Genomic DNA, 26,438 nt, shown 5'->3' with positions numbered 1-26,438 from the left:
TTAACAATAATGGGTAGTAAATCTTCTTAAGTTGATGGATGTGGCGAGACCCCTTTATAAATAAAATTTGGATATAAACGTTGAATTTTAAAATTAACCCCTTTGTTTTATATTTATTTTCCAGAATGCCCCTCATTCCTTGAATCGTTTCAGTACCCCTTAAAGGCTTGCTTGCAATGCGAATATCTAGGGAAAGAAAAAAATATTAAAAGGGTTCGTTTTTTTGTGTGAGCGCTTACATATTGTGATACTATTAAATTGTAATAATAAATTATAATGATAGTTTATTATTACAATTTAATACAGGAAGTATAGGAGTAATGAAGGATGAAGAACGAAACATTATTACAGCAATACTATCCGTTCGTTACATTTCTATGGAAGGTAATGGGAAGAAATTGTGAAGTCGTATTGCACGATTTATCAAGGCCGGAAAGCTCTGTCATTGCTATTGAGAACGGGCATATAACTGGTCGTAAGATCGGGGACGCACCTACAAACTTAGTGTTAAAGGTACTTCAAGAAAAAACATATTTAACGCGTGATTTTATCGCTAATTACAAAGCAGTAAATAAGGATGGAAAGGTCTTTCGCTCCTCTAGCTTTTTCATTAAGAATGATAAGAAAGAGTTAGTGGGGATTCTATGTGTAAATGCTGATGTGGCGAAAATGTTAAAAACATCTGAGCCAACTATATACCGTTATTTACAGAAGATTAAAGATGAAAACAATTAATTTTTGTGAAAACTTATTCATCATTTCACATGATGGGTGGTTGAAAGATAGGGGGGCAATTTGTGAACAAGAATAGTATATTACGTGTGTTAGAGAAAGAATTAGTCGTTGCTTTAGGGTGTACAGAGCCAGTGTCGATTGCGTTAGCCGCAGCTACTGCAAGAGATTATATGAAGGGCGACATACAGTCAATTGAAGTACTTGCAAGTACAAATGTCATTAAAAATGCAATGGCGGTTGGTATACCAGGAATGAAGGCTACTGGAATTGACTTTGTTGCTGCTTTAGGGGTGTTAGCAGGAGATAGCAAAAAAGATTTAGAAGTGTTAGCCGGAATCTCAGAAGAAGATGAAGAACAAGCAATCTCTTTAGTAGAAGCGGGGAAAGTGTCTGTAGAATTAGCAGATACGTCTAAAAAGCTATACATTGAAGTGAAGTTTACGACAGACGAGGGATATGCAAGGGCTATTATTCAGGATAATCACACATTTATCGCATTAGTAGAAGCGAACGGGGAGCTTGTTTATAAGAATGGATGTGGAAATACACACTTTTCCACTTCTGAAGAAGAACGTGATGAACTAACGATTCCAGAACTATATGAATTTGTTACGACTGTAGATGTAAAGGAATTGGTACTTGTAAAAAAGAGTATTGAACTGAATCGTAATGTGGCATTAGATGGTTTGTCGAATGAATATGGCTTACAAGTTGGAAAAACATTAAAGGCAAATGTATTGAAAGGAATTTTATCAGATGATTTAACAACTCATGCGATGGCATTAGCAGCTGCTGGTTCAGATGCACGTATGGCCGGTTCGACAATGCCAGTAATGGCTAACTCAGGAAGTGGTAATCAAGGGATTGCCGTAACGATGCCTGTAGTAGCCGCAGGTGAGAAATTAAATGCTTCGGAAGAAGAGCTAATTCGTGCTGTTACGTTAAGTCATTTATTAGCGATTTACATTAAAAATCAGTTTGGACGTTTGTCTGCACTTTGTGGTGTAACAGTTGCTGGTGCAAGTGCATCGGCTGCTATTACGTATTTATTAGGTGGAGATATTGAAAAGATAAAGTATGCAATCCAAAATACACTTGGAAATGTGACAGGGATGATTTGTGACGGAGCAAAAGCAGGATGTGCGATGAAGGTTGCAACTTGTTCAAGTGCAGCTGTACAATCTGCACTGTTAGCCTCACAAGGAATGTGTATCTCTGCTACAGATGGATTTATCGAAGCAGATGTTGATAAAACAATTGAGAACTTTTGCCGATTAGGAAATGAAGGTTCATCGAATATGGATAAGATCATGCTAGAGATGATGATTAATAAAAGAAAATAGTAGTGATGTATCACTGTGGATGTTATTAATAATCAGTAGAGTCCATGTACATCCTACTGAATAAACCATAATCATACAGCAAATATTTCATTTGAAATTGTATTATCCGACCAATCCATCGGTGGAGTAGCAGCTGGTATGAGGGGCCACTACGAAAGAATTTTAAATTAATGCAATAAAAACCGTAGAAATTAATCATTTCTACGGTTTTATGTTTATCTAAATGTAGCTTTGACATAAAGTTTGAGCAAACCGGATTCCTCTTTAGGGGTCACAATACCATGCCCATCAACTTAAGAATATTCACGATCCTAAAAAGTAAAAACGTTATTCTTTCTAAGCAAGCTAGATTATTAGACAGGATACCGTTTTTTGTACTTATAGTTATTAAAATCTCTTAAGTTGATAGTGATATGGTGACCCCTATTATATCTCGCGTATCAAATCGAATACACGTATTGATCTTTCTAAGTTAGAACTTGGACAAGAAGATTTTTATCCAAGTTTCACACATATGGATCGTATTCTATTAGAAGTACTAGATTCACATTCTATTTTATTAGAAGAAAAACAGATCTATTTGCAATTCCAAGTTTCTGATACATTGCCTAAGCTCTGGATTATGCCTTGTAAGATAGCACGGGTTATCAGTAATTTGTTACATAATGCAATTCGATATTCTCCAGTGTCTGGAACGATTGAGTTAATTGTAGAGGAAAATAAGTAGAAGCATCACGTTCAATTCATTGTACGTGATGAAGGAGAAGGCATTGTTTATAGTGATCAACTGCGCATATTTGAACGCTTTTTTAGAACAGATTCATCAAGAAGCTCACAATCTGGGGGATCTGGACTTGGATTAGCCATTGCACAATCATTAATTGAAATGCACAAAGGCGAAATTGGTGTACGAGATCGTTCAGGCGCTAAACAGGGGAGTGAATTTTGGTTTACTCTTCCCGTTACATCAGCAAAGAAATAAGATGATTGCAAGACTTTTGTAACATTTATGAAAGCAAATTGAAAGGGATATATAATAAGATGAATAAAGCAAAGTTGATTTTATTTTAACTCAGAAGTAAAAAGTATAAGCAATGTACAGTATAATCTTATGTTTTATAGTTTCATTTACCTCAACAAGTGCAATTAAAACATAGGATTTAAAATTAATTGGCTCAGATGTGCTAGAAAAATAAGCTTGAGCAATCCCTTTCCCCCTTATTTTCGAAATCACTTTGAAAAATGACATGGAATTCATATTCCATGTCATTTTTAGTGTAATGAATAAAATTTTTGTTTTATATATTATTATATTGTTATGTTATTTTGTTACCTCTTACCTATATAAATCCATTTTCATTTTTTTACATATAAGTTTTTGATATGCAGAAGAAGAGATGACTTGAACTCAAGTTCTTTCTTTGTTTTAACCCTCGCATGTGGCAGAAAAAGCTCTCAAACGCGCTCAGATGTCCTGATCCTCTTAAAAAAAGCGGGGTTTTTATGTTGTTCTTCTCCATAAATACTTCTAATTTATTATATTTTCTCCCACTTATTAATGTTTAATATTTCTATTTATTACAGTTTGCGTAATATAACACAACCGTTGCAAGACTTTTGTAACCTTTATGAAAGGGAGATGAAAAATATTTAAAATAAAATGAATTTCCCGGCACCTATTTTAGATAAGTCGGTAATAAAAGGTATAAAAAAAGAGTGAAGAACAACGTGATGAATGAAAAGACAAAAAGACGTTATGATAATTTCTCGGTGCTTATTATTTTACAGTATTGTGTTTAAGAAATCTAAATCTTACTAAGGAAGGAAAACAAAAATGAAAAAAACATTTAAAATAAGTGGATTTGGAAAAAAAGTGATTCCTGCCACAGCGGCATTAGGTATTCTTTTTTCTGTAGCTCCTGTTGCAGAGAACCAGGCAAGCGCAAAAATAAGTGTAGGGTTTATAGCTAAGTGCTGGACGTGACTATTACTTCATTAGGAGCAGCGAAAGATATTTATGAAGCAGTTGGCGAAGAGGTGGGGGGGTGCTGACCTAACTAATTACGCGGGTCCATATGCAGAGAATGTATCTTACAGAGCTCCTAACTTTAAATCGGGGGAATTTAATATTTCTGTGCATCATACGAAAGATGATGAGAATTTTACTAAATCGATTAAAGTTCTCTATCCAAATGGGAAAAGTGAGATTCACAACTTAAGATCGGGGCAGCAACTTCAGATTACAGAAGCAGGCTGCAATCGTATATTACAGCTTAGAAGAAGGGGATTCCTATTCTGGTTGGAAGGAAATTGACGGAAAAAAATACCGCTTTAAAGATGGCATACACTATACTTTAGATGGTCATGAAACCATTGAAGGAAAAAGATATTATTTTAATAATGACGGACAAGCTATGATGACAGGGTTTGAAAAACCAAATGGTAAGATATACCATTGCGATGATAAAGGCGTAAAGCAGACAGGGTGGCAAGAAATAGATGGTAAATGGTATCGCTTCGATGATTCTGGAGCAGCCAAGATAGGATGGTTCAATGGTGATTATGAAACGCATCATGGTCAATATGGATATTTTAGGTATTATGCTAAAGAGGATGGATCAATTCACCAAAATACCACTGTTCAAATAGATGGTAAAACATGGACGTTTGATGACAAGGGACACAGACGTTAATAATACCAAAAAGTTTATTTTTTACTTATGAAAGAAATCTTACAAAACTGTCATCTTTATGTAAGGTTATTAGATAGTACAACTATTATTTCAATGTAATAATAAAGGTATAAGAAATACATACATAGAAAAAATATAATAGGCAGAGGTAATTATAAGATGATTTTAAAACTATCATTTATACTTTTTGGAGTACTCTTAGTATTATGGGGTATATATAGTACTAAAAAATATGAAACATTTTTAGACAAAATCACTGGAATAGGACAATTTTTAGCCGGAATTGCATGTATAATTATAGGGATTTTAAACTTTATAATTAAATAATTTATAATAGACAAAAAAAGATCCTTAATTAGGATCTTTTTTAATACCATAAATGAAAGTGAACTTTTGAATATTAGTTTACATTTACATATCATTATAAACTCCGTGATATAGTGACCCCACTTAGAAACAAGTGATTTTAACAACGTTAGGAGTGTTTCATGCAGCACAATGTCATTTATGTTGTATCGCAAGAAGAAAAATTACATTAGAAAAGAGCCGGAATTCACCCTGTTAAGAGTAAACCAAATCTTTAATATTTAAAGGACGAAAAAAAGAAACATAGAAGTGAAAAACTTCTGTGTTTCTTTTTGATTCATATATTTATTGGAAAATACTTTGAACTTTCAGGCACAGATACTCCTTCTACCCCATTATAGAAGCTATTTTGAACGTAAGGGATTTGTAAGGAATAGATAAGGAAAAAGAGATTTTCATTGTGTATGATCAAAATATAAAGAAGCATGAAAGGCGGAACAGATATGACTTATATATGAAAAACAAACCAGTTAACAAGAGTGTTTCAAGGAAAAGAAGTAATTTCTGGGGTTAACATACATGTAAAAAAAGAGGGATTTACCGTTTGTTAGGACAGAATAGCGTTTGTAAAAATAATCATTATGAAGATGATTACAAATTCAATGTTGACCTTTTGTCATTGGTGGAGATGATAGCTGTGTGGTTAGTGTGAAACAGCAAGCAACCACCTATCCAATATGAATAGAGGAGAGGAATTCCTTATGAAAACACGTAGTCAAATTACATGTGCAAGTTTGGCCCTTTTAATAGCTGGAAGTTCCCTGTTATACACAACGCCAACCTCAATTGTAAAAGCAGAGTCCACTCAAAATGTATCTAGTTCGTTACAAACAAGCACTCAACGAGATCGTAATTCCGTCAAACAAGCAATGCGGGATACATTGCAACTTGGATTCCCGGGGATACTTGCTAAAACTTCCGAGGGTGGAAAAACGTGGAGTTATGCCGCTGGGATAGCGGATCTGAGAACCAAGAAACCAATGAAAACAGATTTTCGCTTTCGCATTGGCAGCGTGACGAAGACGTTCATTGCAACAGTTCTACTTCAATTAGCTGAAGAGAACCGCTTGAATCTAGACGACTCCATCGAAAAATGGTTGCCTGGTGTCATTCAAGGAAACGGATATGATGATAAACAGATTACTATCCGGCAGATATTGAACCATACAAGTGGTATCGCTGAATACTCAAGATCAAAAGACTTTGATCTTATGGATACAAAAAAATCGTATACGGCTGAGGAATTAGTAAAGATGGGGATTTCTCTGCCCCCAGACTTTGCCCCAGGAAAGGGCTGGTCTTATTCAAATACAGGATACGTATTACTGGGTATCCTTATTGAAAAAGTAACTGGAAACAGCTATGCGGAAGAGATTGAAAATCGGATTGTTGAACCACTTGAATTGTCGAATACATTCCTACCTGGCAATTCAATCGTTATTCCAGGCACCAAGCATGCCCGTGGATATTTCCAACCAGACGGAGCAAGTGAGCTAAAAGACGTTACTTATTATAACCCAAGTATGGGTAGCTCGGCTGGAGAGATGATTTCTACTGCTGACGACTTAAACAAATTCTTCTCTTACTTACTCAGTGGCAAATTACTGAAGGAACAGCAACTAAAACAAATGCTTACTACAGTTCCTACAGAAATAGCTGAATTAGGAGAATGTGGTCTTGGAATCTTTGAAACTAAGCTTCCAAACGGTGTCTCGATATGGGGACACGGAGGTAGCATTCCAGGGTTTCTTACTTTTGCTGGAGGTACAATTGGAGGCAAGCATACGTTGGTCGTCAATTTAAACAGCATGGGTAAAGCTAACAGTCCTGCCCCTTTTAAAAATATTTTACTTGCTGAATTTAGCAAGTAGGCAAAAAAGGAAAACAGGATGAATTTTTTCATAGTTTTTATAGTTGAAAATATACCTTTCTGGTTCAAAAACCCCCAACTTACTCTCAAAAATAATTTTTTGGGTTTTTGGAATTACGGTGGCACTTCAATGCTATTAAGCTAATAAAACAAAATCTTCCCTAAAATGAAAAAATACGTCATCCGCTCCTATTGGAGTGCCCCCTGAGAAAGAGACAATAAAAAACACCTCTCTAAATCGTAAGTATCAGTTATGATTTTAATGGAGGTGTTTTTCGTATTATGGATACAATTTCGCTTTAGTTTGATTGGCATGGGGTACCGCCACATCGCTATCAAGCTAACAAAAAGAAATCTTCTTAAAGTGAAAAAAAATACGTGTTCACGAATAATAAAGTTGTTTAAAAAATAATAGAGTCATTTAAAACTGCAACTTCTATATTGAGTGGTGTTGAAGCCATGCATATGATAAAAAAGGGACAGATTGATTTACGGAATCAGTCTATCCAAAATCAAAAAGAGTTCATCCACCAAGTGTTTGGACTTATAGCATAAAATACGATTTCACTAGGAATCTACTATTATCCGCGTTCTTCTTCATATATTTGCACCAGAACCCATAATAACGCCTCCATTTCATTCTATTTTTATGATAATTCACTGGTATTTGTTAGCAAAAAACCCCCTAATAATCCCAAAAATAAATATTTTTCGAAAAATTTATAAATAAAAAAATCAACAAAAATTTCTAAAAAAGGGCTCTATACTAGGTTTTTTAAAAAATCTTAATATATAAATTATGATAATAAAAATACCCATAATTATTCCTGGTATTGTTTTATCAGGAAAAAATTTACTTAATTTTCTGAATGAATTTTATCCACAAATATAAATTTTTTATTAATCAGAAAATTCTATTTTTATGGTAGTATTGGTGGTGCAGCTCTGTTGCAAATATTTGAATTACACAATTATCTATATAAGGGGGGAATGTGAAATGGAAAAGGAATATATTCATGAAGAAATGTTAGAGCTTGAAGATCTTGAATTAGATGAAGAGGATTTACTAATTCGTGCAGGCAAGACATTAGGTTAAGTTTTAAAATAAGGAGGTTACATATGCAGTTTAACTGTATATGTAACTTTTTTTAAGGTAGGGTATACAGAATGAAAGAAAATAAGATTATTTTATTATATGAAAGATTTATTGAATTAGACTATGAAGAAGAGTTAGATAAAGTACCAAAATTAAAAAACAGAGGGGTACTTTTGAATTTTTGGAAAAAATGGTATGAAATTAGTGAAAAACAATTCGAATTTATAATTTGGAAGTCCATTAATACTGTAGATACTTTAGATGATCTAGTCAAAATAACTGGGACTTTAAGTTTGGCTTTAAGATTATTAAAAGTATTAAAAGAAAGAAATTTAGTTGGAATTATAGAAAATAAAATAAGGTTTTCACAAGAGTTAACAAGTAGTATTTTATATGAACCAACCCCTCTTCGTAATACAGGATATGAGAATAAAATAAACAAAAAAAAATATGCTCAATTTAAAGCTACTTGGGATAGTTCGTTGAGGAGAGCTGAAATAATAAATCAAGAGTTATCGTCTAATAAAAATATCTTTTTTTGTGGAGATGATGATTATACAAGTTTAGCCCTTAAACAATATAAAAACAGAGAAATAGATGTAGGAGATATTGACGAAGAGTTGATTGAATATTTGAAATATACAAACGATGATATTAAGTTTTATAATTTTGATGTTAGAAATGAAGTTATGGAAGATTTAAGGAATAAGTATGATGCAATACATTGTGACCCTATAGATGATGGTAGAGGGTTAGATTTGTGGTTAAATAGAGCTAATGAATTATTAAAAGGTCAAAAGGGTGATTTAATTTTTTTAAATATAAGTGTTAAAAGATTAGGTAATAGGGTGGTTTATTTGCAGAATTTTTTGACATCTTTAGGTTTTTATTTAAAAGAAATTATTCACGATTTAAGTTCTTATAAAGTGGCTGAAGAGCCTTACATTGATGAAGAATTAATAAAAAAGGACTTAGATGGCATTGGTTTTTCTAAAGATACATATCATAATTTGCATATTCAAACAGATATGTTAGTTTTTGTACGATTAATAGATAAACCAACCCTCTTTCCGCAAGAATATTATGAGATTAGAAGAAAAATATAAAATAACTGCGAGGTAAAATAATGTATGTTTTAGGAGTCAATGGGTGGGACTTTGATATTCATGATGCAAGTGCGTGTTTATTTTATAATGGTAAATTAATAGCTGCAGCTGAAGAAGAAAGATTTATTCGTCAAAAAAAGGCATTAGATAAAATTCCATATAATTCAATAGCTTATTGTTTAAAGGAAGCTGAAATTACTCCAAATGAAGTAGATCATATTGTTATGGGTTGGGATGTAGAGCAATTATATTTTGAGAAGTATTCAAAGAAGCTTAACAAAGAAGATTGTCTTGAAAAGGTTTTTCCGAAGGGAATTTTTAAGAGAGATAAAGATCCCCAAATTCATATGTGTTCTCATCATTTGGCACATGCTTCTGGTGCGTTTTTTAGTTCGGGATTCAATGAAGCTACCCTAATAGTTATTGATGGGAGTGGAGAAGAAGAGTCAATAACGATAGCAAAAGGAAAAGGTAATAAAATAGAAGTACTAGAAAAATACCCGCTGGAACATTCTTTAGGTATTTTTTATGAAGCATTAACTGTATTTTCAGGTTTAGGGAGGCATAATGAAGGGAAGTTAATGGGCCTATCTTCATATGGGGAAGAAATATTTGAATTTCCTGATATACTGGAAAACCCTTTGAAACCAAATAAAAATACAGTTAGTATGAATGGTAAATATTTTTTGGTATTAAAAGATTGGATGAAAGTTATTAATAGTATAACAAAGATTGCTCCTAATTATATTAAGTATGAATATAATCCAATAGATTCAATACTATTAATGAATTCATCGGTAATGGGATATAAAAATATTGCAGCCTCAGGTCAGGCAGCCTTGGAAAGAGCAATTGTTAAGCTTGTAAAAAAAGCTATTAATCTAACTGGAATAGATAATTTGTGTCTTTCGGGAGGAGTAGCATTAAATTGTATAGCGAATAGAATGATAGCTGATTTACCAGAAGTGGATAGTTTGTACATTCAACCAGGTGCTTCAGATAGTGGGGTAAGTATTGGAGCAGCTTCATGGTTTCTTGCCGAAAATGGTATAACGCCTAAGTTCACTGAAGATCATGTATATTCTGGTCCGGAATTTCCTGATTCTAGTATCTTAAATATATTAAAAAAATATAATCTATCATATATAGAATTAGGCTCTAACAAATATGATAAATGCTCCGAGTTATTAATTCAAAATAAGGTAATAGGAAGATTTTCTGGAAAGATGGAATTCGGCCCTAGAGCTTTAGGAAATAGAAGCATAATAGCTAGCCCTCAGAGGAGGGATATGTTAAATAAAGTAAATACTATTAAGAAAAGAGAGCAATGGAGACCATTGGCTCCTAGCATCATAGATGAAAACGCTTCTGTAGTATTAGAAGAAAAAATAAATAACCCTTATATGCTGTTAAATTCTACTGTTAAAAAAGAGGTACATCATTTAGTTCCAGCAATTGTTCATGTTGATGGATCAACAAGGGCTCAAGTAGTTACGAGGGGTATGAATTCTGATTATTATGAAACAATCCGCAACTTTTACCAGAAAACAGGAATTCCTGCAGTTATGAATACATCGTTTAATGTAGGAAAAGAACCAATTATTTGTAACCCAAGTGATGCTATTAGGTCATTTTATGGATCAGAGGTGGATGCCCTTTTATTAGGTTCATTTTTGATTATTAAATAAAGGAGGAGAGATTTTGAGAAATAGAAATTATTCTAATCTAAAAGATGGAATGATAGAGGATTTGTTACTTAATAAAAAAAGTTATCCTAACTACCCAGAATATATACTATTAGATTTAATAAAAGAGGAAACAATTTTTAAACGAGGAGCTTGCTCAAAGTATATTCAGCATGAAGAGTTCAATACATGGCAGGAATATTTTTGTGGGGATTATTACGAAAAGCCTCAGGGGAAAAGAATTGCTTTTTTACAAGTTTGTACTTGGGCTAAACCATATGACTTTTCATATATTGGTAAAAAAATTAGACAAGTTACAAATAAATACCCTATGGTTCATCCAATTATTCTATCAAATGCGGGAGTTATACCATATGAATACCAAATGAACCCTACTTTTTGTGCATACGATTGGATGGAAGATATTGAGGATCCAGTAATTTACGAAGAATTGATGAAAGAATATAGGGATGTATTGATACAAAGAATTAGGAGATACCTAGAATCAAATTCATACGATGTAGTAGTACAATATGGTGTACCGGTAAAAAAATATTCAATGGCTCCTGCAATTAAAGATATTTGTAAGGAATTAGGAATTACTTTTCTTTTAACCCCAGATATAGAAACATATAGAAATAATAAAGATAAATTAGTCGAGTTAAAGGATTCAGGGGAATTTTATTGTTTAGATGAAGTTCTGAGTAGTATGGATAATTGTTTAAATAAGGTGAGTAGATATGTTGAATCTATCGATTGTAATACCAGCTTATAACGATATTAGATTAGAAAAGTGTTTAAAGAGTATTGATGAAAATGTAGAGGTTGTCGTTGTTTTAAATGGTGCAACCGAAGAAGTAAAAAAAATCGCCTATTCTAGCGATGCAGTAATTGGCGAATTACCTACACCTAATTTAGCAAAAGCATATAATTATGGAATTGAAATTTCTAGTAAAGATAATGTGTTAATTATGGATTCAGATTGTGTTTTTATGCCAGGTACCATCAATAAGTTATATAAATTATTAGATGCAGGATCTTTAGCTAAAGGAAGAGTGATGTTTTCATTTAACAGCAAAATTGGAAAAATCATTGCACGTGCAAGACATATACATACTTGCAAAAAAAATGCATATTCACCTCCATTGGCATTTAATAAAGGAATCTTAGCGAAGGTAAATGGATATTATTTTGATGAGAATTTATCTTGGACAGAGGATTATGATTTTGATATTAGAGTTAAATCTGCAAGTCTTAAGATTTTATATGATGATAATGCAAGAATTATTCATCCAGAGTTAAGCATTAAGCAAGATTTGAAAAGTTCATTTAATTATGGGATAGGTCATGCACGTGGGGTTTTACAACAAAAAAATGGTTATTATGAACCTAAAAATAAATTAAGGTCGATTATTAACTCATATAAGTATATCAAGAAAAAATACGATTATTTAACTGCTTTCTATCTCATATTTTGGCAGATTGCCTTTTATAGGGGATATGAAAAAGAAATACATTAAGGAGGAAAACAATGCAGCAACAATACGATGAAATTTCCGAATTATACGACATTATCATCCCAGAACCTGATGGTATTTTTGATTTTTACAGTGGTTTGGTAAAACCAAATGATGAAGTTTTAGATTTGGGGTGCGGTACTGGTAGATTATCTTTTATTCTTGCTGAAAAAGGCGCTAATGTAACTAGTGTTGATATATCAGCAGGAATGATTGAAAAAGCTAGTAAGAAGCTAGATGAGATGCCAAATATTAAGGATAAAATAGAATTTAAGGTTTCTTCTGCTACAGATTTTAAGTCTGAAAGAAAATTTGATTTTATATTTATGTCTGGTGGTGTATTTGAATATTTACTTACATCGTCACAACAAAAATTAGTTCTTAGAAATATTAAATTACTATTAAAAGAAGGCGGGATTTTTGTTTTCGATATTATTACACCTCCAACTATTCTTCCTTATTCTAAGAGAGTGAGTGATGGAGGAAATAGTCCTATTAAAGGGGAGAATTTTAAAAATTATAAAGTTAAATCATGGGATGTCGTAAAAGCAGATCATTATAAGCAAATAATTGAAACCACTTGTTATTTTGAGGTTTATGACATAGCAGATAATTTCTTAAGTAAAAAAGAATTTAGATTTCTTGCAAAATATACTTTACCATCCGAAATGCAGTATCTCTTAGAAATAGAAGGATTCAATATAAAAAATTTTTATGGTGATTACAATAAAAATCCTTTTGGGAGGAATAGTGAATTTATGGTGTATGAATGTAGGAAGTAAGGGTAGAATTTTAATGATATACAGTGCGAATAGACGCTCTTAAAAAAGTATATTTTTCTAGTGGAAATAAAATGTATCCAGTTAGTATAGGGACTCCAGAGTAAATAATTTTTAATTAAAATAATAGGTAAATGATTTACCTGTTCAATAAAGGTGATGCTGAATGAAGGATATAGTAAAAAAACATTTAGTTATAGCGCCACACCATGACGATGAAGTCATTGGCTGTGGTGGAACAATTGCTCAAGCTATTAGTAAGGGTGAACATATAAAAGTAATAATAATTACAAAAGGAGATTTATCTGGAGGTGTAGGGGATTTAAATGAAATTGTTTCAAATAGAGAGAACGAATGTATAAAAGCTTGTAATACATTAGGGATAGAAAAAGAAAATGTTAAATTTTTAAAGAAACCAGACAGATCACTTGTGTATTCTTTAGATTTTGTGGAAGAAATTATTCACGAAATCTCTCTATATAAGCCTAATTTTATTTATTTCCCCCATGATATGGAAAGTGATAGGGATCATCGAATAGTAAATGAAGTTGTATCAGAAGCAATATTCCTGTGTCAATCAGGGTTCTTAAAAGAGGATTGTGCTCCTTATATAAGGATGTGTTTACAGTATGAAGTATGGACTCCCATGAAAAACTATCAGGTTGTAAAAGATATTACCAGGTTTATTGAACTGAAAAAAGCATCAATTAAAAAATACGAATCACAACTTAAAACATTAAATTTGGTTGATGGAGTTTTGGGGTTAAATTCTTATAGAGGTATGCAGGCAGGAGTGCAATTTGCAGAAGTTTTTAGAGTGGTAAGTAAGTAGTAAGAAGGAGAGAGAAGATGGATATCATTGAAATTGAAAATGTATCAAAAACTTTTGAAAGAGTAAAAATTGAAGAAGGATTAATAAACTCTTTCAAGAGTTTATTTAAAAGAGAAAAGGTCAAGGTTACTGCTTTAAGTGATGTGTCATTCAAAATAAAAGAAGGTAAAATAATAGGGCTTATTGGCGCGAATGGTGCTGGTAAGTCTACCTTAATGAAAGCAATGGTTGGGTTAATTAAACCAACTTCCGGGAGAATTTTGGTAAATGGATTTAACCCCCATAATAAGAAGAAAGATTTTTTAAAGTCAATTGGCGTTGTTTTAGGCCAAAAAAATCAGTTATGGTGGGATCTTTCCCCTTACGAAACATTTTTATTACATAAAGAAATATATGAACTGTCTGATACAGAGTTTAGAAAGAATGTAGATGAATTAGCTGAAAATCTTGGGGTATCAGAAATTCTTAAATCGCCAGTAAGGAATCTATCGTTAGGAGAGAGAATGAAATGTGAGTTAATTGCTTCAATCTTACACTCACCTAAGATATTATTTTTAGATGAACCGACTATTGGATTGGATTTTCTTGCTCAAAAGAATATTAGAAATTTTCTCAAGAATTATTGCAAAGAAAGAAATACAACAGTTATAATAACTAGCCATTATTTCCCAGATATATATGAGTTATGTGAAGAATTAATAATATTGAAGAATGGAGAAGTTGTTTTTAATAACAATTTCAAAAAAATAAAAGAAGAAATTAAGAGTTATAAATATATATCTCTTAGCTTTGAGAATGAAATAAATTCTCAAGATCTTAAGAAATATGGAGAAGTTAAAGAATCGGATAAATTTAGTGTAACAATAAAAATTCAAGATAAGCTAGTGAACGAGACCATATCTAGCATATTAAAAGAATTCAATGTTATTGACTACAATTTGACTGAAATGTCATCACAAGACCTCATTGAAGATATTTATTCAATGGAATCGACTGGAGTGAAAATAACAGTATGAAGAAGTATTTAAAACCAATGATGCTTTCATTTCAAGCGGTTTTTCAGTATCGCATGAATGTTGTATTATATATGATTTTTGGTTTAATACCGCTTGTGGCTTTAATACTATTGTGGCATTCTCTCTTTGAAACACAAAACAATATTCAAGGCTATACTCTTGAAATGATGATTACTTATGTAATAATTGCTAAGTTAATTGAACTTTTACTAATTCCTGAAATGCACTGGTCGATAAATGAGGAAATACAATCCGGTGAGTTATCAAAATATCTTACAAAACCATTTTCATATTTTGGATATTGGTTTAGTCATAATTTAGGAAACAAAATTATTCAGGTACTGATGTCAGTGATACCGATAATACCGATAATATTCCTGAACAGGGATTATTTCCTTTTGCCTACTTTAAAATATACTTTCCTGTTCATTCTTTCAATAGTAGGAGCATTAATACTATATTATATGATTTATTATTTGATATCACTCTTCTCATTTTACTTTGTAGAGATATCATCCTTTTTCTTTACTGTAGATATAGTATTAGAATTATTATCTGGATCGCTTATTCCGCTTGAATTTTTACCAGCCCCGTTAAATACAATAACTCAGTTTTTACCTTTTTCATACTTGATTCACTTTCCGGTAAATGTATATTTAGGAAATTTAAGTGGCACTGAAATTGTAAATGGATTAATTTTACAAGTGATATGGTCTTTAGTTTTCTATGTCCTTATTAGAGTACTTTGGAAGAAGGGGTTAAATAAATATGAATCTGTTGGTGCATAAATATGATTAGATATTTAAAAATGTTAAAAGCAATTCTTAAAATTAATTTAAGTAATATTATGATGTATAGAGTTAACTTTTTTTTAAATATATTAGATAGCGTTGTTTGGTTCATTGTTACATTAATATTTTTTAATAGTATATTTGATAGTTTTGGTAATATTAATGGTTGGAATACAAATGATATTTATTTGCTAATTGGAACAAGTGAGTTGATAAAATCTTTGATGTTTACTCTTTTTATTAATAATCTACCGTATATACCGAGTTTAGTTAACCAAGGAAGTTTAGATCATATATTGTTTAAACCTATCAATAGTCAGTTTCTAGTTTCATTAAGAAAGCTTGATTTAGGGAACTTAGGGAACTGTTTACCAGCCGTACTGTTAATTAGTTATGCATTATTACAAAAGGGAGAGAGTGTTAGTATTGTAAATGGATTTTCTTTCTTGGGTCTATTGTTTTTAGGGATTTTACTCTCGTATTCTCTGTGGTTTATTTTAATGACTTTATCTATATGGTTAACCAAAGTTGAAGGTATGCATGAGTTATTTCTTGGTACTATGACATTACTTAGATACCCATCTTCCTTATATAAAGGAATAAGTCGATTTGTTTTTTTATTTGTTTTTCCTATTGTTATTGTTAGTAATATTCCAACTTATGCTTTAATTGGTCGATTAGAACTAAACGATGTATTCGTGTTAATGGGTTATTCTATTGGATTTTTTATTATTTCAATTTATTTTTGGAAGTTTGCCTTAAGATATTATAACAGTGCAAGTAGTTAAGGGGAGAATAAAATGTACTCTAATGATAAAGCAATAGTTGTTTTTAGTGGTGGGCAAGATAGCACAACATGTTTATTTTGGGCAATGCAACAGTTTGCGGAGGTGGAAGCTGTAACATTTAACTACAATCAACGTCATAAGTTAGAAATTGATTGTGCAGCGGAAATTGCGAACGAGCTTGGCATTAAACATACAGTGCTAGATATGAGCCTACTAAATCAGCTAGCTCCAAATGCGTTAACAAGAACAGATATGGAGATTACACACGAAGAAGGTGAATTACCATCGACATTTGTAGATGGGCGAAATTTACTATTCTTATCATTTGCTGCTGTATTAGCAAAACAAGTTGGGGCACACCATATCGTAACAGGTGTATGTGAAACTGATTTTAGTGGTTATCCAGATTGCCGTGATGTGTTTGTGAAATCGTTAAACGTTACATTAAATTTATCAATGGATTATCCGTTTGTCATTCATACACCACTTATGTGGATTGATAAAGCAGAGACATGGAAAATAGCAGATGAACTTGGAGCATTCGAGTTTGTTAGAGAAAAAACTTTAACATGTTATAACGGAATCATTGGTAATGGTTGCGGTGAATGTCCAGCGTGCCAACTTCGTAAAGCAGGTTTAGATACGTATCTACAAGAACGCGAAGGAGGGAATGAATAATGGAAAACTTTTTCGGATTTCGCATTGTAGAAAATTTGCAAAAAATGGACAAGGATATTCAGCGTGAGCAATTAAAATACCATAATAAAAGAGTAATGGTCAGCAAGGAATTTACATTTGATGCAGCACACCATTTGCACTGTTATGAAGGGAAATGTAAAAATTTACATGGTCATACATACAAAGTTGTATTTGGTATTAGTGGATATGTAAATGACATTGGACTTGCAATTGACTTTGGAGATATAAAAGAAATTTGGAAAAACGAAATAGAGATTTATTTGGATCATCGCTATTTAAATGAAACATTACCAGTGATGAATACGACTGCGGAAAATATGGTCGTCTGGATTTATGAAAAGATGGCGGAAGCATTAACAAAAGGGAATCGAGCAGAAGAATATAAAGGAGCTCGTGTCGAATTCATACGGCTCTTTGAAACACCAACGAGTTATGCAGAAGTAAGACGGGAGTGGATACTCGATGAGTAAGATTCCTGTTTTGGAGATATTTGGTCCAACCATTCAAGGAGAAGGAATGGTTATCGGGCAAAAAACGATGTTCATTCGCACAGCAGGTTGTGATTATAGCTGTTCTTGGTGCGATTCAGCCTTTACATGGGATGGCTCAACAAAAGAACAAATTAGACAAATGGCGCCAGAAGAAATTTGGAATGAACTTGTTGGAATTGGTGGAGAAAATTTTTCTCACGTTACAATTTCAGGTGGGAATCCCGTTTTGCTGAAAAATATTCAGTTTCTTCTTACTGTATTAAAAGAGAATGGAATTCGTACAGCGATTGAGACGCAAGGGAGTAAGTGGCAAGAATGGTTACTTCAAATTGATGAAGTGACCATTTCGCCTAAACCACCAAGTTCGAAGATGAAAACAGATTTTACGATGCTAGATTCTGTTATTCATAAATTAGAAAGAAAAGATTTTAGTTTAAAAGTAGTCGTATTTGAAGATTATGATTTTGAATATGCAGTAAAGGTGCACAAGCGATATCCACAAGTACCATTTTTCTTACAAGTTGGGAACGATGATACGAAAACGGTGGATGATGCAGCGCTTATTAAAAACTTATTACAGAAATATGAGCGGTTGATTGAAAAAGCTGTACAGTGTAAAGAAATGAATGATGCGAAAGTATTACCTCAACTTCATGCTTTAGTATGGGGAAATAAACGAGGCGTATAAATAAGAGCATTTTATAAATAAATTAATAAGGTGGAAATAATATATGAGCTTAAAAACAATCCAAAGTGTAGAAATAGATACTGACAAAATTGAAGTAGCAGTAAAAATGATTCTTGAAGCAATTGGAGAAGATATTAATAGGGAAGGTATTTTGGAAACCCCAAAGCGAGTAGCAAAAATGTATAAGGAAGTTTTTCAAGGTTTAGGTCAAAACCCTTCTGAACATTTGTTAAAAATATTTAATGAAAATCATGAAGAATTGGTATTAGTTAAAGATATTCCGTTCTATTCTATGTGTGAACATCATTTGGTACCTTTTTTTGGAAGGGCCCACATAGGTTATATTCCTAATAATGGAAAAGTAACTGGGTTAAGCAAATTAGCTAGAGCTTTAGAAACCATATGTAAAAGACCACAGTTGCAGGAAAGAATAACCAATGAATTAGCAAATGTAATTTTTGAAACTTTAGAGCCAAAAGGAGTAATTGTTGTAATTGAAGCTGAGCATATGTGTATGACAATGAGAGGTGTGAAAAAACCTGGTTCAATGACTATAACTTCGTCATATAAAGGAATATTTAAAGATAATAATACACTTCGAAGTGAAACTTTAAATTTGATAGAGGGATAGAATTACATCGTTATTATGCTAAAAAAGAAATTCTCTTGAAATGAAAAAAGACGTTATTCTTTCTTATCTAATTAAAGAGGAATATGATATCAAAGGGTTTTGGTGCAAATATATAACGGAAAATGAAAGGGAGGGTAAATTCCTAACGGAATCATCCTTTATCCAGCTAATCCAAATAATTGATTGATAAAGATATTCTGATTTTGAACAGACTGGTCCCGTAAAATAAGTTTCTGTTTTTTATCATATGTATCGCTTCAATACCAGAAATCGTGGATTTAGCTGTGTAAAAAGATTTAAATCCTAACATAGGTTTAATCATAGGGTTCTTGCTGTAGATCGAAAAGTAATTATGTATATATGGGGTATGGAAACGATTCTGGAGGTTCTGGTGCAAATACTTAGGAAAGATATAAAGAGGCGAAAAGTTTCCTAGTGGAATCTAGTCTTAAGCAGCAATTCCAAATAGTTGATGGATGAACTTCACTTGATTTTGGACAGACTTGTCCAGTAAAACAAGTTGCCCCGTAGGTACCATCTTACTGTTTGCAAAATAATATTATGATGATAATGCTTCCACTTGAATAAATTTCGCTTTTCCATACTGATCACGCACCTTTTTAGAGTAATAGTATCAGTATGCCCAAGATTTAGAGATTACTTGCAATTATCTTGAAGTTTTCGCACCAGAACCCAAAATGATTGAAATTACAAAAAATGTTTATTTTAGAGTGCCTTCCTATGCTCATCAAACTAAGTTTATATAAACTTTGACTTCAAATAAAATTTTTAGATTTTTAAAGATCTATTGTAGGTTTTATAAGTTAAAAAACAAAAAGAACTTGTAGGAATCACTACAAGTTCTTTTTAAGGTAAGGTGACAAAAAGGGTAACACAAACTATCTTAACAGGCATATTAGAAAAACATAGGGATGTTTCTTGATAGGTTTATTATATAACAAATATTAACATTTAAAGAATTTAATTTTGAAAATTTTGTGAATTACGAAAACAAAATCGTTTATTACTCTTGTATCAACCAAAAAATCCCACTTGTTTATTTCGTGTAAAACACTTTAAATCAATGTCGATATCATAATAAATTAGTAAAAATATAGATATAGGTAAATAGAGAAGAATGAGGCATTCCTACTTAATGACCTATATTTATATTTGGGGTTAATTAACTATAATAAAATGAAACTCATGTTATTATTACATATAATTCATGAACATATTGAGAGTGCTATGATTCTAGCTGTGTATTTTGAGAAGAAGTAAATTTGTATATTTTTCACAAGAAAGCATAAAAAAGACTTAGTCCTTGTGAGGAAAATAAGCCTTTTTACTATTTAGACTCACACAAATGATCTGTGCATCAATTTAGCTTTGATAAACAGATCATTTGTAAGATAATAATTCATTGTAAAGAAGTAAAGATTACATGAATGCTTTTAATAGAGTTGTTACTAACGGAATTACTCCACCTAAAAATGATAAAACTGCAATTGCGATTGCCATAATAATTCCTCCTCTTTAAATTTCTGAATATTAAGAATTATATAAATTCATTATATTACAGATTTAAGAATATGACAATATCTTTTTTTATTCTCTCTAAGATTTCGAAATACACCCATAACAACATTTTTCACGCCACATTTATTCATGACAATTAAGTTCACTTTTTTCGTTTTGGGGTGGATTTGTTTTCTTAAGTTGATGGATGTGGGGTGGTACCCCATATTGAGCAAAGGGAAATTATTGAGCGGAAGTATTTAAAGAGTGAAGTAATGAGCGATAAGGTGATAAAGGCTCAAATGATGTTAGCTAATGATTGGTATTATTATCAGAAAAAGAATGCGGTTATGGCAATTGCGATAGCATTACGGATTATTGAAAAAATGTATCAGTCATTTCAAAAACAAATGATGATATTAAGGTATGTGTCAAAGTTCTATAATGAAAATAAAAATGAAATCGAACGTTCAAGAGAATCTGTATTAAAATTTACAAAAAGAAATGTAGATTAAGTAAACTTACGGGAGTTTATTAGGCTGACAGGATGCGGATGTCATACAGGTTATCAGTAAATAACAATTTTTAATTTTGATGAGTATGTTGGCTTATCAAAAAATGATAAAATAGTTACCGCAATGGTAAAATTTTATAATGATAAAAAAGAAAGGGGAATCTCTATGAAATTGCTACGTTCATTTCTCATTCTCACTCTTGTTGTATTGTTAAGCGCATGCAATACAGCAACAAAAGTCACAAAGGTTCAAAAAAATGGCGAAACGACTTTAAAAATTGGCTCCCTGCAAGGGTATCACGATGTGCAAACGATTAAAGCTGAAAAAGGAAATGTGGAAATTCCTTATGAGGCAGCCGTTGAAGAAGGTACGATTTTATTGCAAGTCACAAAAGACGATAAGGTCATTTATGAAGAAGAAGTCACTTCTCAAAAAGAAGGTTTGCTTTCTTTTGAAGCGCCAAAATCCGGATCATATGATTTAATTGTACGCGTGAAGGGTGAAGAAGAGAAAGCGAAAGGAATTCAAATACATACGAAGCTATGAAAAAACGGCAAGCGGAGTGTACCCGCTTGCCGTTTCGCTCGTTCCTTAGGATTTCAAAGTCTTCGTCATGCCTCACGTACGATAAAAGGGATAGAAACGCTTCATGCCATATACGTCAATCAGACTCCGTCTTTTTGACGTATAACGAATTACAGAATTTATTATCGGTTTCATAAAATTTGACCACAATCTTCCCATGTCTCTATGTGTAAAAAAACTTTGCAACAGACCCAATAAAATTATCAAACTTTTTTATAAAGAAATGAATCGAGTATATTAAATAAGAGCATGTTTTGATCAATCTTTTTTCAAAACATGCTCTTTAGACTTGTCTTTATATCAAGGTTATTAGTAATAATTTAATCAAACTTTATTTTAAAGCTACAAGTATATCCAAGTTTAAGAGATTTTTTGCACCAGAACCAGATTTTTCTTATATTTTTTTAATAATCCTATTAAGTTTTTTGTAAAATTCACCTTTTGTTTTTACATGATTAAACTGATTCGGATTCATATTAACTTTTTGAGAGAGTGCTACAATCTCTTCTTTTGTAATTGAATCTTTAGTATTTATAGATGCTATATTTGTATATTTTCCATCTTCTGTTTTTGGAATTTCTAAAATTCCTTTATTTACAAGATCCACTACAGCCTTATGCTCTGAAGAATGTGTATCTACACCGGTAATTTTCCAATTATGCATAACTTTTGGCGTGTATACACCATTCTTTACCTCTTTTAAATATGTAATAGCAAGGTTACGAATGGTTCCACCTGTTTCTCCGAATGCATTCTCTTGTTTAGATGACCAAATTTGTTCAAACTTACGTCCCTCTAAAGCTCCCCCTTTTGCCTGAAGAGCCTCCATTCTATATGCATTCATTCCCAGCGTCATAACATCGCTCATTTTGATTGGTTTATTTGTACGAATAGATCTTAAATTTGTAATTCTACTTCCATATGGTTTTGTTAAGTCAATTTCGTATTTTACGCCTCCAAAGAAATCGTTCGTACTGTATTTAGACGCACGGCGGGTTTTATCAAAGCTAACTGTTACATCTCCGGCACGAGATGAGTTAAAATACCCTGCCGCCCATTCCATGTAGTCTTTTAAATCTTTCCCAGTTATCTTATATACTGTAATTTCTCCCAAAGCATATTGGTAATTATATGCAATATCTTTCTTCTTAATAGGACCTACATCCAAACGGGCATAATCGTTATCAATTTGATGGGCTACTACATCTGCTTTGCTGTAATAGAGCATGACTTCATGAAAAAAATCTGATAAAGATGTCTCTTGAATTTGCACACTTGGAATACCCTTTATTTCATTTTCAGGAACAAGACTTCTACCCTTTAATTGAGCGACTACAACATTTGCATCTCCTCTCGCATACTCGTGAAAAGGTGTTAGTGTTGCTTCAAGTGTAGGATCAGATAATACCGTTGTTCCATCAGCATTTTTTACAGGTAAAGCGGTAGCTGTTTTATCTTTTAAAACCAGCCTCCCATCTTGCTTTGTAAAAGTAAGGTCAATACGTGAGATATGCGTTCCATATTTATCTGGTTCTGTAATAATAACACCATTTACAACTTCTTTTTTAACAAGTTTATGCATATGAGCTGCAAAAATAGCGCTTATTTCCGGACAAGCATTCGCAATATCTTGAACCCCAGTACCAGGGATTCCATTCTCGTTTTCTAGTCCCATATGCATAAGCCCTACCATTACATCTACTTTACCTTCTAATTCTTTAATTACCTTTTTTGTCTCTTCTACTGGATTTTTCACTACTAAACCAGCCAAATGATCTGTCCCTTTTTCAAAATCACTAATCATTGGTGTATTCATGCCAATAATCCCAACTTTAATTCCACCTTTTTCAACAATCGTATATGCAGGAAGAAAACGCTCTCCATTCTCCTTATAAATATTTCCTGCTAACGTCTTTCCCTTATATTGCTCACTAACTTTTTTCAATGTATCTAATCCAAAGTTGAATTCATGATTTCCAAATGCCCAAGCATCATATCCCATTGCGTTCATCGCTACCATCATTGGAGATTGTGGCTTATCATTGAATAATTCTACTGAGTTTCCTTGAATTGTATCCCCGGCATCTAATAATATGGTATTTGGATTTTCTTGACGTACCTTCTTTATAACCGTATAAAGCTGCGTTAAACTTCCACTCATATTTGCACCATCAAGCGCATAATCCCAAGGCATAAATCTACCATGAATATCTGCAGTACCCAATAATGTAATATTAACATCAGATTCCTCAGCTTTAGAGATAGCTGGTTTGACTGTTACTGCTGTTCCAAGAAGTATAAGAATAACAAAATAACATACATAGTTCTTCCATTTCATTTTTGGCATAATAACAATATTTCTCCCCTTTTTGTATTGTCATAAAGTTGCTTGAACTTTAAAAATGTAACTTATTATTTGGAAAACTTCAACTACAAAAGATAATTTTGGAGGTTCTGGTGCAAAAAAATCTTTTAAACTTGGATATACTGATATTACTACTCTAGAAAAGGTGTGTGATCAGTATGGAAAAGGAAAATTTGTTCAAATGGAAGCATTATCAGCCGGAACTCATCTTATTAACAGTAAGGTGGTACCTACGGTACAATTTGAGCTTTCGTAACCTGGTGGAAATGATGGAGGAAAGAGGCTTATCAATTGCTCACACAACGATTATGCGCTGGGTTCATCAATATGGGCCTCAATTAGAAGAGAAAGTACGATATCACCTTAAATCAATAAATGACTCATGGAGAGTCGATGAAACCTATATTAAAGTAAAAGGACAATGGTGTTATTTATATCGTGCCATTGACAAAGAGGGGCAAACGCTTGATATTCAACTGCGTAAAAAGAGAGAGACACAAGCGGCATATGCTTTTATGAAAAGACTGGTTCGAACTTATGGAGAACCAACGGTTCTGACTACAGATAAGGCTCCTTCTTTAATTTACGCATTTAAAAAATTACAGAGGATAGACTTTTACAAAAATACCTTTCATCAAAATGAACCATTTTATTTGAATTTTCAGAAAAAATATTGTAAAAATGTTGATGATGTGGTAAGATTATAGATGAAAAAGAGTATGAATTCACGTTGTAGCGTGAATTCATAAGAAAGAAGCCAATTTGTATAGGAATTGGCTTCTTTCTTAAGTTCGAATAAAAACAGAATTGTCTTTAAATCTTTATTAGGGGAAAGTTTTAAAGAAGAATTCAGCTTGGTTATAGTTTTACATAATTGTTAGATAAAGTAAATTGATATTTTTCGAGCTGAATATTCAGAACATTAATTCGAAGTATATCCATCTACAAATAAGTAATTGATGAGTTTTATAAAAGTCAGGAAAGAGAAAACTGATGCGTTGCAATTTCTTTCATTCATCCATTAATGGAATGAATGAAAGAGCCGAGATTATTTACATTGGATAAGACTTCAGACAACATATGGTTACACTCTTCTTGCACACATTCTCTCTTGAACCATTCCGTTGTCTTCCCCTACTATTTTAACTTCAACACTGCGTTAACCGGGTTATGATCACTGTTTTCAAACTTCAAATCATGCCCTTGTACGCTCACAATCTCCACATTTGGAGACACTAAAAATCCATCGATAATCGTAACAAAGTTCTCATCTTCGACATAGCTCTTTACATTATCACGAACTGTCCAAACAGTATCATCAACAGCCCACTGGAATCCACCATCAGTGAAATCTTCTGGCAGCTGTACTAACCACTCTGGCCATTCTTCTTTAAACTTTGGATCTTTTAACTGCACATCAGATAATAGCTGATTCCAGTCTCCGCCAAGCACGAGATAATCGCCATTTTTATAATGCTTATTCATATACTCTTTCAAAAACTCAACTTGTTGCTTTCGAATGTTTCCGCCCTTATCATATGCAGATAAATGAACATTCACCATTCGTAAATATTTCCCGTTATCAACTGGAACCTTATGCTCAACAATCGCTCGATCTAATTCGAATAATTGACGAAGCCACATTTCTCTTCCAGGAAGCTGATATCTCGTCACTTCTTCTACTTTATATTTTGAGAACGAACCAAGTCCACTGTTCGTATATCCGTGCGGCTTCTTAATTGGCACCGGCACCCACTGCGCATTAAAGTTATAACCAAACGTAGACGCATGATCTTTCAGCCCATCTTGAAACGCCTTATACTGATTCACATCAAATGAACGAAGTGACTTCTCATCCATCTCTTGCACTAAAATAAAATCAGAATCTTCCTTTTGTAAGAAAGACAGCATATTGCTGATATTCTTTTCTGTTTGCTCTTTACTACTAGAGCGCGAACCCGTCCCTCCATCTAAGAAGAAATCTTGATCCTTATCTAAACCGCCGTAGCCAATATTAAACGTTGTCGCCTTAAACTCTTCCCCAACCTTAAGAATGCGCTCGTTATTATTTGCCACCTTCAACTTCTCAACATCCTTATGCTTCACATCCGTAATTACCACATACGTAATAAACGCCGCGAAAGCACCAAATATTGAGCCTGTACCCCATAATAAACCTTTCAATACCTTCTTCAAGCTCATGACTCCCTTATTCTCTTTATATAGTTTGCATACGTGGTTATTTTAACATGTTCTAGACGTAAACATAAAGTAACTCTAAAATATACAATAAAAGTGATTCTGTAGCAAAGTTTTCGAAATTCAAGTA

The 26,438-nt window shown here is 32.6% G+C and carries 21 protein-coding genes and 10 pseudogenes; 26 read left to right on the top strand and 5 right to left on the bottom strand.

Annotation, left to right across the window (positions count from 1 at the left end):
- Positions 1-327: 327 nt before the first annotated feature.
- The 22 genes and pseudogenes from C568_RS0117315 (at position 328) to folE (ending at position 19,126) form a co-directional block, all read left to right on the top strand.
- The gene (locus tag C568_RS0117315; protein WP_018782265.1) at positions 328-735 is read left to right on the top strand and encodes a PAS domain-containing protein; all 408 of its coding nucleotides are present in this window, start codon (positions 328-330) and stop codon (positions 733-735) included.
- 62 nt (positions 736-797) lie between these two features.
- Positions 798-2,078, top strand: a complete 1,281-nt coding sequence (locus C568_RS0117305; protein ID WP_018782264.1) for an L-cysteine desulfidase family protein — start codon at positions 798-800, stop codon at positions 2,076-2,078.
- Positions 2,079-2,526: 448 nt separating this feature from the next.
- Positions 2,527-3,060 (top strand): annotated as a pseudogene (locus tag C568_RS33195) (sensor histidine kinase); the annotation flags it as partial.
- An 852-nt stretch (positions 3,061-3,912) separates the two neighbouring features.
- Positions 3,913-4,332: pseudogene (locus tag C568_RS36495) on the top strand (cell wall-binding protein); the annotation flags it as partial.
- Between the two features lie 4 nt (positions 4,333-4,336).
- Positions 4,337-4,489 (top strand): annotated as a pseudogene (locus C568_RS36300) (hypothetical protein); the annotation flags it as partial.
- A 3-nt stretch (positions 4,490-4,492) separates the two neighbouring features.
- Entirely contained in the window at positions 4,493-4,771 is a 279-nt protein-coding gene (locus tag C568_RS34800) for a hypothetical protein (RefSeq protein ID WP_018782260.1), read from the top strand.
- Positions 4,772-5,616: 845 nt separating this feature from the next.
- A pseudogene (locus C568_RS36490) lies at positions 5,617-5,736 on the top strand (ABC transporter ATP-binding protein); the annotation flags it as partial.
- A 102-nt stretch (positions 5,737-5,838) separates the two neighbouring features.
- A complete protein-coding gene (locus C568_RS0117275; protein WP_018782259.1) occupies positions 5,839-7,008 on the top strand; it encodes a serine hydrolase domain-containing protein in 1,170 nt (389 codons plus the stop codon).
- A 413-nt stretch (positions 7,009-7,421) separates the two neighbouring features.
- A pseudogene (locus C568_RS33175) lies at positions 7,422-7,562 on the top strand (IS6 family transposase); the annotation flags it as partial.
- A 612-nt stretch (positions 7,563-8,174) separates the two neighbouring features.
- Entirely contained in the window at positions 8,175-9,209 is a 1,035-nt protein-coding gene (locus C568_RS0117265; RefSeq protein ID WP_018782258.1) for a bis-aminopropyl spermidine synthase family protein, read from the top strand.
- Positions 9,210-9,229: 20 nt separating this feature from the next.
- Complete coding sequence (locus C568_RS0117260; RefSeq protein ID WP_018782257.1) at positions 9,230-10,897, top strand: carbamoyltransferase family protein; 1,668 nt, start codon at positions 9,230-9,232, stop codon at positions 10,895-10,897.
- 13 nt (positions 10,898-10,910) lie between these two features.
- Positions 10,911-11,669 (top strand): DUF5591 domain-containing protein, encoded by a 759-nt coding sequence (locus C568_RS0117255; protein ID WP_018782256.1) that lies wholly within the window; start codon positions 10,911-10,913, stop codon positions 11,667-11,669.
- The gene (locus C568_RS0117250; protein WP_018782255.1) at positions 11,635-12,414 is read left to right on the top strand and encodes a glycosyltransferase family 2 protein; all 780 of its coding nucleotides are present in this window, start codon (positions 11,635-11,637) and stop codon (positions 12,412-12,414) included. Before C568_RS0117255 ends, C568_RS0117250 begins: the two co-directional genes overlap by 35 nt.
- An 11-nt stretch (positions 12,415-12,425) precedes the next feature.
- The gene (locus C568_RS0117245; RefSeq protein WP_018782254.1) at positions 12,426-13,193 is read left to right on the top strand and encodes a class I SAM-dependent methyltransferase; all 768 of its coding nucleotides are present in this window, start codon (positions 12,426-12,428) and stop codon (positions 13,191-13,193) included.
- 163 nt (positions 13,194-13,356) lie between these two features.
- Positions 13,357-14,022: a PIG-L deacetylase family protein gene (locus tag C568_RS0117240; RefSeq protein ID WP_003203739.1), complete on the top strand. Its 666-nt coding sequence runs from the start codon at positions 13,357-13,359 to the stop codon at positions 14,020-14,022.
- Between the two features lie 17 nt (positions 14,023-14,039).
- A complete protein-coding gene (locus tag C568_RS0117235) occupies positions 14,040-15,038 on the top strand; it encodes an ABC transporter ATP-binding protein (RefSeq protein ID WP_018767830.1) in 999 nt (332 codons plus the stop codon).
- Complete coding sequence (locus C568_RS0117230) at positions 15,035-15,826, top strand: ABC transporter permease (RefSeq protein WP_018782253.1); 792 nt, start codon at positions 15,035-15,037, stop codon at positions 15,824-15,826. Before C568_RS0117235 ends, C568_RS0117230 begins: the two co-directional genes overlap by 4 nt.
- A gap of 2 nt (positions 15,827-15,828) precedes the next feature.
- On the top strand, positions 15,829-16,617 hold the full coding sequence (locus C568_RS0117225; protein ID WP_006097707.1) for an ABC transporter permease: 789 nt from the start codon (positions 15,829-15,831) through the stop codon (positions 16,615-16,617).
- A gap of 12 nt (positions 16,618-16,629) precedes the next feature.
- The gene (gene queC / locus C568_RS0117220; RefSeq protein ID WP_003203747.1) at positions 16,630-17,295 is read left to right on the top strand and encodes a 7-cyano-7-deazaguanine synthase QueC; all 666 of its coding nucleotides are present in this window, start codon (positions 16,630-16,632) and stop codon (positions 17,293-17,295) included.
- Entirely contained in the window at positions 17,295-17,786 is a 492-nt protein-coding gene (queD, locus tag C568_RS0117215) for a 6-carboxytetrahydropterin synthase QueD (protein WP_006097709.1), read from the top strand. The genes queC and queD overlap by 1 nt, the downstream gene beginning before the upstream one ends.
- On the top strand, positions 17,779-18,495 hold the full coding sequence (queE, locus tag C568_RS0117210; protein ID WP_018767833.1) for a 7-carboxy-7-deazaguanine synthase QueE: 717 nt from the start codon (positions 17,779-17,781) through the stop codon (positions 18,493-18,495). Before queD ends, queE begins: the two co-directional genes overlap by 8 nt.
- A gap of 43 nt (positions 18,496-18,538) precedes the next feature.
- On the top strand, positions 18,539-19,126 hold the full coding sequence (folE, locus tag C568_RS0117205; protein WP_006097712.1) for a GTP cyclohydrolase I FolE: 588 nt from the start codon (positions 18,539-18,541) through the stop codon (positions 19,124-19,126).
- Between the two features lie 158 nt (positions 19,127-19,284).
- On the opposite strand, the pseudogene C568_RS35575 reads toward folE, so the two are convergent.
- The 3 pseudogenes from C568_RS35575 to C568_RS34330 form a co-directional block, all read right to left on the bottom strand.
- Positions 19,285-19,445: pseudogene (locus C568_RS35575) on the bottom strand (IS6 family transposase); the annotation flags it as partial.
- A gap of 129 nt (positions 19,446-19,574) precedes the next feature.
- A pseudogene (locus tag C568_RS36485) lies at positions 19,575-19,664 on the bottom strand (IS6 family transposase); the annotation flags it as partial.
- Positions 19,637-19,738, bottom strand: a pseudogene (locus tag C568_RS34330) (IS6 family transposase); the annotation flags it as partial. The pseudogenes C568_RS36485 and C568_RS34330, both read right to left, overlap by 28 nt.
- Positions 19,739-20,919: 1,181 nt before the next feature.
- Here C568_RS34330 and C568_RS0117190 point away from each other — a divergent pair.
- The 3 genes and pseudogenes from C568_RS0117190 to C568_RS35570 all read left to right on the top strand — a co-directional run.
- Positions 20,920-21,159, top strand: coding sequence for a hypothetical protein (locus C568_RS0117190; RefSeq protein WP_231398863.1), 240 nt, complete (start codon positions 20,920-20,922; stop codon positions 21,157-21,159).
- A gap of 165 nt (positions 21,160-21,324) precedes the next feature.
- Positions 21,325-21,705, top strand: a complete 381-nt coding sequence (locus C568_RS0117185; protein WP_016113579.1) for a BA_1872 family lipoprotein — start codon at positions 21,325-21,327, stop codon at positions 21,703-21,705.
- A gap of 30 nt (positions 21,706-21,735) precedes the next feature.
- Positions 21,736-21,881: pseudogene (locus C568_RS35570) on the top strand (IS6 family transposase); the annotation flags it as partial.
- Between the two features lie 257 nt (positions 21,882-22,138).
- Here C568_RS35570 and C568_RS0117180 read toward each other — a convergent pair.
- The gene (locus C568_RS0117180; RefSeq protein WP_018782250.1) at positions 22,139-24,091 is read right to left on the bottom strand and encodes a bifunctional metallophosphatase/5'-nucleotidase; all 1,953 of its coding nucleotides are present in this window, start codon (positions 24,089-24,091) and stop codon (positions 22,139-22,141) included.
- Between the two features lie 176 nt (positions 24,092-24,267).
- Between C568_RS0117180 and C568_RS30960 the strand changes: the two are divergent.
- Positions 24,268-24,768, top strand: a pseudogene (locus C568_RS30960) (IS6 family transposase); the annotation flags it as partial.
- A 478-nt stretch (positions 24,769-25,246) separates the two neighbouring features.
- On the opposite strand, the gene C568_RS0117170 reads toward C568_RS30960, so the two are convergent.
- Positions 25,247-26,305, bottom strand: a complete 1,059-nt coding sequence (locus C568_RS0117170; protein WP_018782248.1) for an endonuclease/exonuclease/phosphatase family protein — start codon at positions 26,303-26,305, stop codon at positions 25,247-25,249.
- Between the last annotated feature and the right edge of the window lie 133 nt (positions 26,306-26,438).

Source organism: Bacillus sp. 95MFCvi2.1 (assembly GCF_000374965.1).
GTDB lineage: Bacteria > Bacillota > Bacilli > Bacillales > Bacillaceae_G > Bacillus_A > Bacillus_A pseudomycoides.
Note: the sequence above shows the minus strand (reverse complement) of the source record. Positions and strands in the feature narration are given on the sequence as shown.